This is a genomic window from Nocardia sp. NPDC059240 (assembly GCF_042753865.1).
Classification (GTDB): Bacteria; Actinomycetota; Actinomycetes; order Mycobacteriales; family Mycobacteriaceae; genus Nocardia.
The window spans coordinates 848,448-863,363 of record NZ_JBHZAC010000004.1 but is presented as its reverse complement, the minus strand read 5'-3'; the positions used below and the strand labels follow the sequence as shown (position 1 = coordinate 863,363).

The 14,916-nt window shown below is 67.5% G+C and carries 15 protein-coding genes; 9 read left to right on the top strand and 6 right to left on the bottom strand.

Annotated features, from left to right (window positions below):
• Positions 1–65: 65 nt before the first annotated feature.
• On the bottom strand, positions 66–941 hold the full coding sequence (locus ACFXHA_RS18640) for an oxidoreductase (RefSeq protein WP_379358195.1): 876 nt from the start codon (positions 939–941) through the stop codon (positions 66–68).
• Positions 942–1,063: 122 nt separating this feature from the next.
• On the opposite strand from ACFXHA_RS18640, the gene ACFXHA_RS18635 reads away from it, so the two are divergent.
• The gene (locus ACFXHA_RS18635) at positions 1,064–1,720 is read left to right on the top strand and encodes a TetR/AcrR family transcriptional regulator (protein ID WP_379358193.1); all 657 of its coding nucleotides are present in this window, start codon (positions 1,064–1,066) and stop codon (positions 1,718–1,720) included.
• 76 nt (positions 1,721–1,796) lie between these two features.
• The gene (locus ACFXHA_RS18630) at positions 1,797–3,833 is read left to right on the top strand and encodes a DHA2 family efflux MFS transporter permease subunit (RefSeq protein WP_379358191.1); all 2,037 of its coding nucleotides are present in this window, start codon (positions 1,797–1,799) and stop codon (positions 3,831–3,833) included.
• A 59-nt stretch (positions 3,834–3,892) separates the two neighbouring features.
• On the opposite strand, the gene ACFXHA_RS18625 is transcribed toward ACFXHA_RS18630, so the two are convergent.
• Positions 3,893–5,098, bottom strand: coding sequence for an FAD-dependent monooxygenase (locus ACFXHA_RS18625; RefSeq protein WP_379358189.1), 1,206 nt, complete (start codon positions 5,096–5,098; stop codon positions 3,893–3,895).
• A 201-nt stretch (positions 5,099–5,299) separates the two neighbouring features.
• Positions 5,300–5,962, bottom strand: a complete 663-nt coding sequence (locus ACFXHA_RS18620; RefSeq protein WP_379358187.1) for a PadR family transcriptional regulator — start codon at positions 5,960–5,962, stop codon at positions 5,300–5,302.
• Between the two features lie 122 nt (positions 5,963–6,084).
• Between ACFXHA_RS18620 and ACFXHA_RS18615 the strand changes: the two genes are divergently transcribed.
• Positions 6,085–7,527 (top strand): FAD-dependent monooxygenase, encoded by a 1,443-nt coding sequence (locus ACFXHA_RS18615; RefSeq protein WP_379358185.1) that lies wholly within the window; start codon positions 6,085–6,087, stop codon positions 7,525–7,527.
• Here the strand turns inward: ACFXHA_RS18615 and ACFXHA_RS18610 are convergent.
• On the bottom strand, positions 7,524–8,324 hold the full coding sequence (locus ACFXHA_RS18610) for a helix-turn-helix domain-containing protein (RefSeq protein ID WP_379358183.1): 801 nt from the start codon (positions 8,322–8,324) through the stop codon (positions 7,524–7,526). The two genes, ACFXHA_RS18615 and ACFXHA_RS18610, sit on opposite strands and share 4 nt — an antisense overlap.
• A gap of 121 nt (positions 8,325–8,445) precedes the next feature.
• On the opposite strand from ACFXHA_RS18610, the gene ACFXHA_RS18605 reads away from it, so the two are divergent.
• The 3 genes from ACFXHA_RS18605 (at position 8,446) to ACFXHA_RS18595 (ending at position 10,640) form a co-directional block, all read left to right on the top strand.
• The gene (locus tag ACFXHA_RS18605) at positions 8,446–9,489 is read left to right on the top strand and encodes an NAD(P)-dependent alcohol dehydrogenase (protein WP_379358181.1); all 1,044 of its coding nucleotides are present in this window, start codon (positions 8,446–8,448) and stop codon (positions 9,487–9,489) included.
• A 174-nt stretch (positions 9,490–9,663) separates the two neighbouring features.
• Positions 9,664–10,167, top strand: coding sequence for a hypothetical protein (locus ACFXHA_RS18600; protein ID WP_379358179.1), 504 nt, complete (start codon positions 9,664–9,666; stop codon positions 10,165–10,167).
• 41 nt (positions 10,168–10,208) lie between these two features.
• Positions 10,209–10,640 (top strand): hypothetical protein, encoded by a 432-nt coding sequence (locus ACFXHA_RS18595; RefSeq protein ID WP_379358177.1) that lies wholly within the window; start codon positions 10,209–10,211, stop codon positions 10,638–10,640.
• On the opposite strand, the gene ACFXHA_RS18590 is transcribed toward ACFXHA_RS18595, so the two are convergent.
• Positions 10,637–11,374, bottom strand: a complete 738-nt coding sequence (locus ACFXHA_RS18590) for a VIT family protein (protein ID WP_379358175.1) — start codon at positions 11,372–11,374, stop codon at positions 10,637–10,639. The genes ACFXHA_RS18595 and ACFXHA_RS18590 overlap by 4 nt on opposite strands.
• A gap of 97 nt (positions 11,375–11,471) precedes the next feature.
• Here ACFXHA_RS18590 and ACFXHA_RS18585 point away from each other — a divergent pair, with 97 nt between their 5' ends.
• Positions 11,472–12,599 carry a calcium:proton antiporter gene (locus tag ACFXHA_RS18585; protein WP_379358173.1) on the top strand — a complete coding sequence of 376 codons (1,128 nt, stop codon included), beginning with the start codon at positions 11,472–11,474 and terminating at the stop codon, positions 12,597–12,599.
• 6 nt (positions 12,600–12,605) lie between these two features.
• Here ACFXHA_RS18585 and ACFXHA_RS18580 read toward each other — a convergent pair whose 3' ends face one another.
• The gene (locus ACFXHA_RS18580) at positions 12,606–12,836 is read right to left on the bottom strand and encodes a nuclear transport factor 2 family protein (RefSeq protein ID WP_379358171.1); all 231 of its coding nucleotides are present in this window, start codon (positions 12,834–12,836) and stop codon (positions 12,606–12,608) included.
• Positions 12,837–13,215: 379 nt separating this feature from the next.
• On the opposite strand from ACFXHA_RS18580, the gene ACFXHA_RS18575 reads away from it, so the two are divergent.
• Complete coding sequence (locus tag ACFXHA_RS18575; RefSeq protein ID WP_379358169.1) at positions 13,216–14,052, top strand: ABC transporter permease; 837 nt, start codon at positions 13,216–13,218, stop codon at positions 14,050–14,052.
• Positions 14,052–14,915, top strand: a complete 864-nt coding sequence (locus tag ACFXHA_RS18570; RefSeq protein ID WP_379358167.1) for an ABC transporter permease — start codon at positions 14,052–14,054, stop codon at positions 14,913–14,915. Before ACFXHA_RS18575 ends, ACFXHA_RS18570 begins: the two co-directional genes overlap by 1 nt.
• Position 14,916: the final 1 nt, after the last annotated feature.

The window sequence follows — 14,916 nt, the reverse complement described above, 5'->3', positions numbered from 1 at the left end:
GGTAATAGAAGGTCCGCCGCACCGAGAGGTGCGGCGGACCTTCGTGAAAGGTGGGAGACGGGCGGTCAGAACTTGTATGTGACGCCGGTCAAACGCTCGGACTCTTCCCACAGGCGGCGCTGGAGGTCGCGGTCCTGGGAGGTCTTGCTCGACGGCGAGGCCTCGACCGGGCCCTGGCTGCCGAACCAGCGGGTCGGGCCCCAGTAGATGTTGGGGTCGGCGTCGGGGGAGGTGGCCGCGAACATCGAGGAGTAGGCCGCGTGGAAGGGCGACTGGCCGACGATGCGGATGAACGGCTTGGAGATCTTGTCGAGGGGGGTTTCGGTGCGGGCGAACAGATCGGTCGCCGAGACGCCCGGGTGCACGGCGTAGGAGCGCTTGGTCGAGCCCGCGGCTTCCAGGCGGTGCTGCAGTTCGCGGCCGAACATGAGGTTCGACAGCTTGGACTGCGCGTAGGCGAGATTGCGCTGGTAGCGGCGGTTCTCGTAGTTGAGGTCGTCGATGTACAGCTTCGGGGTCTGCTTGTGCGCGATCGACGCCAGCGAGACCACGCGGTCACCGATCTTGTCCAGCAGCAGCCCGGTCAGCGCGAAATGCCCGAGATGGTTGACGCCCCACTGGGTTTCGAAGCCGTCCTTGGTGCGCGAGAACGGAATGTTCATCAGGCCGGCGTTATTGATGAGGACGTCGAATTCGCCGGTGTTCTCGGCGAACTGCCGCACGGAGGCGAGGTCGGCCAGGTCCAGGGCCGCGACGCGGACGTCACCGTCGATGCGGTCGGCGACCTCCTGGGCCTTGGCGGCATTGCGGCAGGCCATGATGACCGTCGCGCCCTTGCTCGCCAGCACCTTGGTGGTCTGCTCGCCGAGTCCGCCATTGGCCCCGGTGATCACGAACGTGCGCCCGGACTGGTCCGTGATTTCGCTTGGCTTCCATGCCATGGCTGTTGACCTCACAATTCGAGTCGTTTGTTCGACCTTACTTCAGAGTAAGTTCTAGCGATAGCCCGGCGCTCCGCGGCTCAAACTTGTGACTGTCATAAAAAGATGATCATAATGATTTTATGACACCGTCGTCGACCGGCGCTCCGCAGGGCCTGCGTGAGCGCAAGAAGCTGCAGACCCGGCAGAACATCTCCGACACCGCGACGCGGCTGTTTCTGGAGCGCGGATACGACACGGTCACCATCGCCGAGATCGCGGTGGCCGCCGAGGTCGCCAAGATGACGGTGACGAACTACTTCCCGCGCAAGGAAGATCTGGTGCTGGATATTCGCGACGCCTTCGTTGCGGGTCCGGCGGATACGGTGCGTGAGCGGCAGCCGGGGGAGTCGGCGCTGGCCGCATTGCGCCGCGCGTACCTCGCGGGGGCCACGGCGAAAGATGCCGTGCTGGCGGGCTTCTCGGGTCCGGACTTCGTCGCCCTGATCACCGGCAGTCCGGCCCTGGTGGCGCGGATGCGGGAGTTCCACGAGGAGCGCGAACGACTGCTTGCCACGGTCTTGGCGGAGGAAACCGCCGCTCCCGCAGAAGATTTCACGGCACGGGTCGCAGCCGCCCTGCTGGGTGGCGTGCATCGGACGCTGTTCGAGGAGGTGCAGCGCCGCACGGTGGCGAGGGAGTCCAACGAGGCCATTGCGGTGGTACTGGCCGAGCGGGTCGCCGCCGCCTTCGAGATTCTCGAGCCCGCGCTCGGCGACTACGCGGTCCGGGCGAACTGATCGGTCGGCTGTCAGGAATGACCGGTTAGCCGTGTCGTTGCGGTATCTCGGCTGGTGAGCGCAACATACTGGGCCGATGACCGGTGCCAGCGTCACCGCCGAGAAGCCAGCCCCGCCGCAGCCGCTGAGCCGGGCCCGCAGAAACGTCGTCTTCGGAACCGTCGCCCTCGGCATGCTCATGTCGGCGCTCGACTCCACCATCGTCTCCACCGCCCTGCCGACCATCGTCGCGGATCTGGGCGGTGCCGGGCACATGGCCTGGGTGGTTACCTCGTATCTGGTGGCCGAGGCCATTGCCACCGCGCTGTCGGGCAAGTTCGGCGACCTGTTCGGCCGCAAGTTGGTGTTCCAGCTCAGCGGCGCGATCTTCATCATCGGCTCGATGGTCGCCGGGCTCGCGCACGGCATGACGCTGCTGATCTTCGCGCGTGCCATTCAAGGTCTGGGTGCGGGCGGGCTGATGGTCACCTCGATGGCCCTGATCGCCGATGTGATCCCGCTGCGTGAGCGTGGCAAGTATCAGGGCGCGCTGGGCGCGGTCTTCGGTGTCACCACGGTGATCGGACCCACCCTGGGGGGCTTGTTCACCGACCATCTGAGCTGGCGCTGGTGCTTCTACGTCAATGTGCCGATCGCCGTCGTCATGATCGTGGTCGCGGCCCGCACGATTCCGATGACCCGGTCCATCGTCAAGCCGATCGTCGACTACCTCGGCATCGCGCTGGTGGCCATCGGCGTCACCTGCCTGATCCTCGGATTGGAATGGGGCGGACAGGAATACGCGTGGGGCTCCTCGATGATCCTGGGCCTCTTCGGGGCCGCGGCAGTGGCGCTGGTGAGCTTCGTGTTCGTGGAGTTCCGCGCGGCCGAACCCATGCTGCCCATGCACCTGTTCCGCAGCAATGTGTTCACGGTGTGCTCGATCCTGAGCTTCATCGTCGGTTTCGCGCTGCTGGGCGCGATGACCTACCTGCCCGCGTATCTGCAGTACGTGGAGGGGGTTTCGGCAACCGCGTCGGGGGTGCGCACGCTGCCGCTGGTGGTGGGCCTGTTCTTCACCTCCATCCTGTCGGGCAATATCGTCGGAAAGACGGGGCACTACAAGATCTTCCCGATCCTGGGCTGCGCGATCATGGCGGTGGGCCTGTTCCTCATGTCGACCATGGGCCCGCACACCGGTTTCTGGCTGATGTCGCTGTACATGCTGATCCTCGGTCTGGGTGTGGGTCTGGCCATGCAGGTATTGACCATCGCGGTGCAGAGCAGCGTCCCGTACTCGGATCTGGGCACCGCCACCTCCGGTGTCACGTTCTTCCGGACCATCGGTAGTGCGTTCGGCACCACCGTGTTCGGCACGCTCTACTCCAATCAGTTGCGCCCGCACCTGGAAACGGCCCTGATCGAATCGCGGGTGCCGCCGCAGGTGGCGCAGAACCCGGCGGCCCTGCGTGACCTGCCCAAGGCGCAGGCCGCGCCGATCGTGCAGGCTTACGCGGACTCCATCGACTTCCTGTTCCGCTGGGTGGTGCCGGTGGCGCTGCTCGGCTTCGTGGTGGCGTTCTTCTTGAAGCAGGTCAAGCTGCGCGACAGCGTGCGGGCCGAGGCCACCGATGTGGGTGAGCAATTCGCCATGCCGGACTCCGGCGACCGGTTGATGCAGCTGGAACGTGCCATTGCCCGGGTGCTGCGCAAGCAGCGCGACAATGCGGTGCCGGATCCGGGAATCCTTGCGGCGGCGGGCAGTTCACTGGGCCGCGACGAAGCATGGGCGCTCGGGCAGGTCCGGATGTACAACCGCTTGCGCGGCACCGCGACTCTCGACGACATCGCCCGAACCCATTGGATCCCAGCGGAATTGATCGGCCCGGTCTACGACAAGGCCGAACGGGACGGGCTGCTGCTGCGTGAAGGCAACGAGCTGACGCTCACCGACAAGGGTGTGGCCGAAGTGGATCGGGTGCGCGGGGCGTGGAAGCGCTGGCTCGCCGGGCAGCTCACCGACTGGGATGCCACCGATCCGGCCGATCGTGCGCTGCTCGAGCAGGCCATCGACAATATCGCCACCAAGTTGCTCGACGAGGCCGACCATCCGGACCTGCTGCCGGCCCGTTGACGAGGTCTGGACGACACGCTGCCCGCCACGAGATTCTCGTGGCGGGCAGCGTTTTTCGATCAGGCGGAGACGGCCACCGGACGTACCGTCGCGTCCCAGTCGATCCGGAAGCGCTGTTCGCCGCCCAGCAACTTCTCCGGATCCATGCGCTTGAACATGAACGGCATCATGAGCTGCATGGCCTTGCGGGTGACCGGCCCGGCGGCCTTGGTCTGGTTCATCCGGGCGACCCGGGCCGCGACCCCCTCCACCCGCGGGCGCCGCAGCGCCTCGTAGGCGGCGAAAGCCCGTGCCGGATCGTCGATATCGCGCAGACAGCGGGCCAGCTCGATCGCGCTCTCGATGGCCATCGACGCGCCCTGCCCGGAGGTATTGCTGGGTGCGTGGATGGCGTCGCCGGTGAGCACCATCCGCCCCCGGTACCAGTGCGGCACCGGCGGCATGATGTGCAGCGCCCCGATCACCGCCAGTTGCTCGGCGGTGGTGCTGCGGGCCAGTAACTCGCCCGGGCCTTCCCCGGCGTAGGCGTCGGCCAGTTTGCGCAGCCACTGCTCCACTGGCACCGACCGGGCCTCGGTCAGCGAGAAGTACTGCTCGCTGGGCAGATTCGCGCCCCATGAGATCCGGCCGTCGGGCATCGCCCAGTACAGGTAGTAGGCCCGCTTGCCGAAGGCGAAGGTCATGGCCTCCGGTTCCAGTTCCAGGTCGCAGTCGATGTACGCGCCGAAGCTGAGCATGCGCAGATAGGTGGGGCCGGGGGCCTTCGGATCGACGAGGCCGCGGACGGTGGAGCGGATGCCGTCCGCGCCGATCAGGACATCCGCGGTGGCGCTGCCGCCGTCGGCGAAGAGGGCGGTCACGCCGCTCGCGTGCTCCTCGACCTCGACCAGTCGCTTGTTGTATTCGAAGTGCACTCCCGCGGCGACCGCACTGTCGTGCAGCACCTGGTGCAGGTCGGCGCGGTCGATGACCCGTAGGGGCTCGATATTCGTCATCCCCGGCAGTTCGAAACGCTTGCCGTTGACCGACATCGACGTTTTGCTGATCGGTACGGCGCGGGCGCGCACGGCATCGCCCGCCCCGACGATGTCCAGTGCGGCCACGCCATTGGGGGCGAGTGCCAGATTGGAGCCGATGCCGTAGGCGGTACCCGGATACGACTCGAAGACGGTGACGTCGATGCCCGCCTTACGCAGGGCGGCGGCGGTGACGGGTCCGGAGATGCCGCCGCCGATGACGATCGCGGAGTTGATGGATTTGGGCATGGTTCTCTCCCGAGAAGTGTTCGAAGGCTTACGAAAAACCCCGAACCGGCGCGCGTATGGAGAACCCAGTTATCCTGTAGTTGCCAAACTCGGTGCCGGGTTCGCCTGCACGGACGCGGTTCGAGACGGTGTGTTCCCGGGCTTCGGCGGTGGTGTTGCAGCACCTTCGCCGGGGCCCGGTTCATGGACCGACGGTGTTGATCAGTCGGTCGCGGTGGGTGTTTCGGGTGCCCCCCTTTCGGCCAGTTCGACGAGTTCGGGTGGCATGGCCCCGTCGCGATGCCAGGCCCGCCAGCCCTCGACATCCGGGAAGCTGCCGTCGGACAGCGAATCCCGCAGGCCGCGAGCCCAGGTGGATTCCGCCGCCAGCATGTTCAGCGCGTAGTCCTCTTCGACCAGGAAGAGCCACGGCACCGTGCCCTCCAGCGCTGTCAGTTGGGCCCGAGCTTCGGCGACGGTCTTGTCCAGCTTGGCGATTCGGCTGGTCAGCAGCTCGATGACCTCATCGGGCGGCAGCACCGCCAGCACCGAGAGTCCGGCGACGAAGCGCCGCTGCTCCGGTTCGGGTTCGGCGATGAGTTCCCTTGTCCAGTCGGTGAGTTCGGCCCGCCCCGCTTCGGTGATGGTGTAGATGGTGCGTTCCGGGCGCGCGCCGTCGCGCTCGCTGCCGGTGATCTCCAGGAAGCCGTGCTTGGTGAGGTTGTCCACCACCGTGTAGAGCGATCCCCATTTGATGCTCATATCGGTGTCCTTGCCCCAGGTGCGCAACCGTGCAGCGATCTCATACCGATGCATGGGTTGCACGACCACCGCGGAGAGCACCGCCAGACCCATGAGATTCGCGACCTTGCGCTTGCGGGCCATCCGGCACCTCCTTACTCGTCTACGAATATACGTCCACGAGTATTCGGCCGCAAGGACTCACGCGAATTAGACATAACACGCCGTCGTTGGCGGTTTCCGGGGCTCGGCGGCAGACTTGGGGAATGGCAGACGCCGAGATCGACGTGTTGATCGTCGGGGGCGGTCCGGTCGGACTCACCGCCCGCGCCCTACTGGAGCGCTGGGGCGTGCGGACCCTGCTGGTGGAGCGACACCACGAACTCTCACCGTTCCCGAGATCGCGACTGGTCAATGTGCGCTCGATGGAGATCTTCCGGCAACTCGGCATTGCCGAGACCGTCCGCGCCCGAGCCTTCGGGCCCGAGTTCGGCCGGGTGCGGTTCCGGGACACCCTGGGCGGCAGCGACTTCGGCACCGAGGCGATGGTCGGGGTGCGGGCACCGATCCCCGAGAGCCCCGAAACCGGCGCGATCACCTCGCAGGATCGGCTGGAACCGATCCTGCTGTCGGCGTCCTCGTCGCCGCTGCGATTCGAAGTCGAACTGGTGGATCTGATCGAGGAGAGCGAGTACGTCACCGCGGTGCTCACCGACCGTGACGGCGGCACGCAATCATGGGTGCGGGCCCGGTATGTGATAGCCGCCGACGGTGCGAATTCCACCGTCCGGCAACGGTTGTGCCTCGGAACCAGCGGTCCGGGCGCGCTCGGCGAGGTGACCACCGTGGTCTTCGACGCCGACCTCGGTCGCTGGTGTGCCGATCAGCCCGCCGGGGTCTACTTCACGACCTACGGATCGTTCACCCCGCTGTATCCGGAGGGCGGCTGGGCGTGGTTCGGTGCGACGCCGAAGCATCCGGACATCGACTGGTCCGCCCTGGTCACCCACGCCCTCGGACCCGGTATCGACACTCCGGTGGAGATACTGCGAATCCAGCACTGGGTGATGAACGCCTTTGTGGCCGACCATGTTCGGCACGGCCGAGTCTTCCTGGCGGGTGATGCCGCGCATGCGGTCCCGGTGCTCGGCGGCCTGGGTATGAACGCGGGCCTCGCCGACGTGCACAACCTGTGCTGGAAGCTGGCGGGCGTGCTGCGCGGCTGGGCGGCCTCGGAATTGCTGGAAACGTATGAGTCCGAACGACTTCCGGTCGCCCACCGCACTTTGCGGCAGGCGGTGGCCAATGCCGAGCGGGTGCGCCTCGCACAGGCGACGCGGCGAGCCCAGCGGGAGTCCGGCGATATCGGTACCGTCGTCGAACTGCCGTGGTCCGAAAGGTTTTTCGACCAGATCGAGCTGGTTCTCGGTGTCACGTACGGTCCCGATGGGATCCGAATGCCGCATCTCCCGCTCGATGACGGCCGTTCCACCCTGGACGCCGTCGGTGAGTGGTTCACCGTATTCAGTCCTGAACCCGAGGCGTGGGAAAAGCTGATCGACACCGGTTTTCCACTCCGCGTCGAGCGATTGCCCGCGGCGCATGCCGCCGGCTGTGGCATCGGACCGCACGGGGCGCTGCTGGTGCGGCCCGATGGGCACATCGGCGCACGATGGCCCGAACGCCCGGACGATCGGGTGAGTGTCTAAGTCTGCGAGAACCTTTCGCGCAGATAGTCGGAAGTGGCCTGGTCGGCGGGGAGGAAGGCTTCCAGGTGCAGCTCCGAGAGCGTGATGTCGGTGGCCGTCGCGAAGGAGGTGACGGTGGTGATCAGGCGCAGTTCCCCGGCCTCCGAGGTCAGTCGCAGCGGGACCGCGAAGCCGAGGTGGCCGGGGCCCGGATCCACCGGCGGGAGATAGCCTTCCAGCTCCGCGATGAGATCGTCGAGCAAGGGATCGGGGCTGCGGCCGGCCCGATTGCGCAGACTGTCGGTGACGTGGCGGCCCCACTCAGGCAGATTCAGCACCCGGCGCGCCAGGCCGTCCGGATGCAGTGCCAGCCGCAGCACGTTGAGCGGTGCCGCCAGCAGTTCCGGTGCGCAGCCCTCGGTCAGCAGCGCGAAGCCCGGATTGGCGGCCACCAGCACCCCGAACGGCCGGGTTACCACCGCCGGATACGGCAGATGCCCCTGCAGGATGGTGTCCAGCGCGTATCGCACGGCATCGAGTTCCGGTGCGTCCAAAGAGGATTCGGGAAAGATCGGCGCGTACCCGGCGGCCAGCAGCAAAGCGTTGCGCTCGCGCAGCGACAATCCGAGCACCTCGGCCAACCGGACCACCATGGTCCGACCCGGATGCGAGCGCCCCTGCTCCAGAAAGCTCAGATACCGCTGACTGGTCTCGGCGGCGATGGCCAGATCGAGCTGACTGAGCCGTCGCCGCGTGCGCCAGCCCTTGAGTTGCTGTGCGAACGGGGTGCTCGTCGTAGCCACGGCCATGGTCGTCATACCTCCACTCTGCGGCGGCGAGCGTTGCCCCGCGATTCCCTCCAGGGAATCGTCACACGGCACCGTTCTCATTCCCTGCGGGGAATCGCCACCGAATCACCCGCCGCGCAGACTCGTCGTCATGAGTGATGGACAGAAGCAGAACGCGAATGGTGTTGCCTACCAACTGGAGCCGCTGCGCGGGCTCGACGGTCTGAGCGCTCGGGTCCAGCCGGTTCCGGTCCCCGGGCCGAATCAGGTGCTGGTGCGGGTGCGGGCGGCGTCGCTGAACCGACGCGACATCATGCTGATGGAGGGCACCTACCCGCTGCCCGCCCGGCCGGGTGTGGTGCCGCTGGTGGATGGCGTCGGCGAGGTGATCGCCATGGGTTCGGATGTCACCCGGACCGCGCTGGGTGAGCGGGTGATGAGCACCTACTTCGTCGGCTGGGTCGACGGCCCGCAGACGCAGGCGCTGACCGGGCAGCAGTACGGTGCGAACCACGACGGCTGGCTGGCCACCTATGTGCTGCTGGAGCAGGAGTCGGTGGTGCGGGTACCGGCCTATCTCACCGATGCGGAAGCCGCCGCGATCACCTGCGCCGGGCTGGTGGCCTGGGCGGGCTTGATCAAGCCGGTGCCGGTCGGCCCCGGGGACACGGTCCTGACCGTGGGCACGGGACCGGTCGGATTGTTCGCTGTCCAGCACGCGAAAATGCTCGGCGCACGGGTCATCTCGATCACCTCCTCCGCGGAGAAGGGCGAGCGGCTGCGCAAGCTGGGCGCGGACGAAGTGGTGGATCGCAAGGTCACGCCGGACTGGGAGCACGCGGTGCTGGAGTTGACCGGCGGTCTCGGCGTGCAACGCGTCATCGAGGGCGTCGGCAAGCTGACCCTGCCGAAATCCCTTGCGGCGACGGCCTACAACGGCGAGGTGATCCTGATCGGCGCGTTCCCGGCCGGGCCCGGACAACAGCCCGCCGACCCGCTGGGCGGCAAGTATGTCAGCCTGCGCCGGGTCGCGGTGGGCAGCCGCGCGGATCTGGAGCTGCTGACCCGCACCATGACCGAGCACGGCGCGCGCCCGGTGATCGACCGGGTCTACCCGTTCGAGCGGGCACTCGAGGCGTACCGCTACTTCTCCGAGGGCGAGCCGTTCGGCAAGGTGGTGATCACCCTTTCCTGATTCACGCAACGCGGCATGCGCAACTTATTGGCAATCGGTTCGAATAGATATCCACCTGGAACTATTTCCTTACCGTGTAGCCCATTAAGGCAACCGGCAAATCTGTGTACGGTTCCTTGAAGGAGAAGCTTTTCGGATCGGCGGGCACGGTCTTCGAGTCGAAGGAGTTTCCGGGTGACGGTGGGTGCGGTACGCGAGAAACCCGACGCGGCGCGGGAACAGCCCGCCGTCCCGTCCGCCGACGGCACCCCCGGGCTGGCTGCGCCGGGGGAGATGTCGCCCAAGGTGCTCGCCGGTCTGGTCATCCTCTCGATGGGTGTCGTCTTCGCCTTGATCGGTGGCACGCTGCGGGCCGGGCTGGACAGCCCCGCCGGCACCACCGACGAGACCGGCGCCCCGTCCTCGAGCACCACCCAGCCGGTCAATGCCCAGCCGCCCGCCCCGGCCCCCGCGCCTCCGCCGCCGCCCGCCCCGGCCGCGCCCGTGCAGCTGCCCGCGCCCGCACCCCAGACCCAGCAATACGTGCCGGCACCGGCGCAGGTCGAGGTGGCTCCCGAAACCGCGGCCGCCCCACCGCCGCCGCCACCCGCGCCCGCCCCGCCGGCACTGCCCGACATCCTGGCCCCGATCCTCCCGTTCCTGCTGCCGCCACCCCCGCCCCCGCCGCCCGCCCCCTGATGCTCCGCACCGGCGGGCCCGGAAACCGAAGGAGGACAGCCATGCTCGGCACCGCCGACGAGATCCAGCGCAACGGAGGCGATTTCGATCCCGACACGGGGGATATCGACCCGCGCCGCCTGGGCCTGGTGCTGCTGGTGGCGGCCTTGATGGCCGTCGGCCTCGGAGCCGGCATCTGGCTCACCGCCTCCGGGGAGCGCCCGATCGCCGACACCTCGATCGTGAATGTGCCACGCCTGCGCCATGATCCGATCGTGCCCGGGCGCGGTGGTCCCGTGGTCGCGCCGGTCGCCCCGGTCGCGCAGGTTCCGGCCGATGCGCCTGCCCCGCCCGCACCGCCGCCCGCCCCGATAGCTCCGGTCGCCCCGCACGCGGTGGATGTTCCGGTCGTGATCGTGCCGGGCTACGCCGGTCCGGTGGACGTGCCGGATCTTCCCGCGCCGCCGGATGATTCGACCCCGTTCAACGACTAGAGGCCGGAGACACCCGCGAGCTGCCCGATTCCGTAGGTGACGGCCATGGCCAGCGCGCCGCCGATGACGACCCGCAGTACCGCACGGCGCGGATCACTGCCGCCGAGGCGGGAACTCACCGAGCCGGTGACGGCCAGCGCCACCAGGACCGCGGCGAAACAGACCGGGATGCGCCACTGGGTCGGGGGCAGCAGGATGGCGAGAATCGGCAGGATCGCGCCCAGGGTGAAGGAGACGGCCGAGGACAGGGCGGCATGCCACGGGTTGGTGAGATCGTGTGGGTCCAAACCCAATTCGGCCTCGGCGTGGGCGGCGAAGGCGTCGTGCGCGGTGAGCTCCTCGGCCACCACCCGCGCGGTCTCGGCGGACAGGCCCTTGTCCCGATAGATCTGGGTGAGCTCGGCCAGTTCGTATTCCGGTTCCTCGGCGAGTTCGCGGCGTTCCTTGGTCAGCAGGGCGCGTTCGGTGTCGCGCTGGGTGCTGACGGACACGTACTCGCCGACCGCCATGGAGATCGCACCCGCGGCCAGGCCCGCGATACCGGCGGTGAGGATGGCGTCGGTCTCGGTGGAGGCGGCGGCGACGCCGACCACCAGGCCCGCGGTGGAGACGATGCCGTCGTTCGCGCCGAGCACCCCGGCCCGCAGCCAGTTGAGCCGGGACGCGAGGCTCGCGTCGTGCGGCTCGTGCGGGTGCGTCGCGCCGGTAGTGTCCGCTGCGGGGGTGTCGTCCACGTGGGCAGCCTAGTTCACCGGCGGACAGTCATGCGGTAACGCGATCGGTGGAGGCATGCCTCCCATTTCCACGGTATGCGGACAGTTTGCTGCAACGATGGGGGTCATGGTGCGCTTCTGTAGTCAGTACTGGTCGGTCATCCTTCCGTTGGTCGGGGCCCTGGTACTGGCGGCGGCCTGGGGGCACGCGCTGAACCCGGGTCTGGCGGCACTGGTCGCGGTGTTCCTGATGGGCGCGACGCTCGCGGCGGTGCATCACGCGGAGACGGTGGCGCATCGGGTGGGCGAGCCGTTCGGATCGCTGATCCTGGCGGTGGCGGTGACCATCATCGAGGTCGGGCTGATCGTCACCCTCATGGTGTCCAGCGGTGAGAAGGCCGCCTCGCTGGCCCGTGACACCGTCTTCGCCGCCGTAATGATCACGTGCAACGGCATTTTCGGGCTTTCGCTGCTGGTCGGAGCGGTGCGCCGGCGGGTCGCGGTCTTCAATGCGGAGGGCACCGGCGCGGCCCTGGCCACCGTCGCCACCCTCGCGACGCTGAGCTTGGTGCTGCCGACCTTCACCACCAGTGAGCCCGGCCCGGTCTTCTCGGCCTCCCAGTTGATCTTCGCGGCGGTGGCCTCGCTGGTGCTCTACGGCGTATTCGTGATGGTGCAGACCATCCGGCATCCCGACGATTTCCTCCCCGTCGAGGGTGGCTTCCTGCCGGGCGAGGGTGGTTCGGCCCCGGCCGGCGACGCGCAGGACGAGCACGACGAGCCGCCCACCAAGCGGCAGGCGCTGCTGAGTCTGGGTTTGCTGCTGGTTGCCTTGATCGGCGTGGTCGGGTTGGCGAAGGTGGTCTCGCCCAATATCGAATCCGGGATCGCATCGGCCGGGCTGCCGCAGTCCGCGGTCGGTGTGGTGATCGCGCTGCTGGTGCTCGCGCCCGAGACCATCGCGGCCGTGCGGTCCGCGCGTCGCGATCAGGTGCAGATCTCGCTGAACCTCGCCCTGGGTTCGGCCATGGCCAGCATCGGCCTGACGATTCCGGCCATCGCGCTGGCCTCGATCTGGATCGAGGGCCCGCTCATGCTGGGACTGGGCGCGACCCAGATGGTGCTACTGGCGCTGACCGTGGTGGTGGGCGCGCTCACCGTGGTGCCGGGACGCGCGACCTTGCTCCAGGGCGGAGTGCACCTGGTCTTGTTCTCGGCCTTCGTATTTCTGGCCGTCAGCCCCTAGCGGGGGTCAGGAGTTCCAGCGGTAGATCTGGCCGTCGCGCAGTTCGTACGTGTTCGCGGCCTTTGTCGCGTCGTGCCGGGATAGCAATGCCATCACCTGGACGCGCCCACGGGTGGTGGCGCCCGCCTCGGTCCAATGCACGTAGGGGTGCACCAGTTTCGCGAATTCTGCCCAGTCGCCGGTCTCGATCGTGTGCAGGACCGCCGACACCGTGTTGTCCACAGCCACAGTGAACACGCCGCGTCCGGATTACGCGTGGGTTCGGTGCTAAACGGAATTTGCTGACAGATCACTCAATCTCGTGCCGGGTATGGCCAAGGCCATCGAAACGGCTTCGCGAGACGTTCGCCTCGGCGGTGCCCGATGTCGTATTCATAGCTGATCGATCTGATAACGCGTTCTAGAACCGCAGGTCACATGCCTATTCGTCCCACTGACCGGTCATTACCCGAGGTGTACCAGACGGTAACTTAGAGGCTCCGATCACACCCGCAGTCGATTTGTTGTAACTCGTCGTAACCATTAGCTTTGAGGGCGGGCAGTGTTGCCGATCACGGAGAAGAAATTTGAAGCTCGTCACCCCGCGTCGGTTCCGTCCCGATGAAAGAGTCCCGCGATGACCCGGGCCGTCAAGAGCCGTTCCGCCGCGCGCATCGTCCGTGACAACTTCTCCGGCACCACCGTCGCCTCGCTGCGCACCTTCGGCCGCGCGGTCGGCATTGCCGAGGAAGCGGTGATCGGCACCTTCACCGATATCGTGCGTCGCCAGTTCCAGTGGAAAGAGGCGATCCTGCAGGCGTGGCGGCTCATCACCGTCACCGCGATCCCGGCCGTGCTCATCGCGATCCCGTTCGGCGTCATCGTCTCGGTGCAGGTCGGCAATCTCATCCACACCCTCGGCGCGGACTCGCTGCTCGGCGCGACCGGCGGCCTGGGCGTCATCAAGCAGGGCGCACCGCTGGCCACCGGCTTCCTGCTGGGCGGCGCGGGAGCCGCGGCCCTGGCCGCCGATCTGGGCGCGCGCACCATTCGCGAGGAGATCGACGCGCTGAACACCATGGGCATCAACCCGATTCACCGGCTGGTGATCCCGCGCCTGGTGGCCATGGTCTTCGTGGCCCCGCTGCTGAACGTGCTCATCATCTTCGTGGGCGTGCTGGCCGGGTACGGCGTGGCCATCGGCGGGCAGGGCGTGACGCCCGGCTCCTACTGGTCCACTTTCGGGTCCTTCACCACCACCGCCGATGTCTGGATCTCGCTGTTGAAGGCCGTCATCTTCGGCTTTCTGGTGGTGATCATCGCCTGCCAGCGCGGGTTGGAGGCGAAGGGCGGACCGCGCGGTGTCGCCGACGCCGTGAACGCCGCGGTGGTGCTGTCGGTGGTGTCGATCGTGACGGTCAACCTGGTCGCCACCCAGCTCACCGATCTGTTCCTGCCCACGAGGCTCGCCTGATGTCGGCCACCTACATGCCCAAGGGGCTGGGCTGGGTCGCGCGCGCCTACCGCCGCCGGGGATTGATCCTGCGCCGGGTCGAAGGACTCGGCTTCATCCTGTCGTTCGTCTGGCAGGTGCTCTCGTCGATCCCGTTGACGCTCAAGCGGTATCGCGACGAGACCATGCGCGCCATCTCGGATATGACCTGGGGTCGCGGTTCGGTCATCGTGGGCGGCGGGACCGTGCCGATGATGATCGTGCTCGGCCTGGTGATGGGCGCGTCGGTCGCGGTGGAGTCGTTCACGACGCTGGACATGCTGGGTATGGGTCCGGTGTCGGGCCTGGTGTCGGCCTACGCCACCACCCGTGAGCTCGCGCCGATCGTCGCGGCCATCGGATTCGCGGCGCAGGCGGGCTGCCGCATGACCGCGGAGATCGGGTCGATGCGCATCTCCGAGGAGATCGACGCCATCGAATCCCTCGGTCTGCGTTCGGTTCCCTTCGTGGTGACCACGCGCGTGCTGGCGGGCGCGGTCGCCATCGTGCCGACCTTCCTGATCGCGCTGATCCTGTCCTACGCGTCCTGCCGCGGGCTGATCACGCTGGTGCACGGGGCGTCGGCGGGCGTGTACGACCACTATTTCTTCCAGTTCGTGTCCGGGTTCGATGTGATCGCGGCCGTGGTGAAGGTGGCCATCTTCGCGGTGGTCGTCATCCTGATCCACTGCTACTTCGGCTTTTTCGCGACCGGTGGCCCGGAGGGCGTGGGTATCGCCTCGGGTAAGGCGGTGCGGGCGAGCTCGGTGGCGATCATCGCCATGGACATGGTGCTGTCACTGTCCCTGTGGGGCTTCAACTCGGCGATTACGTTCACGGGGTAGG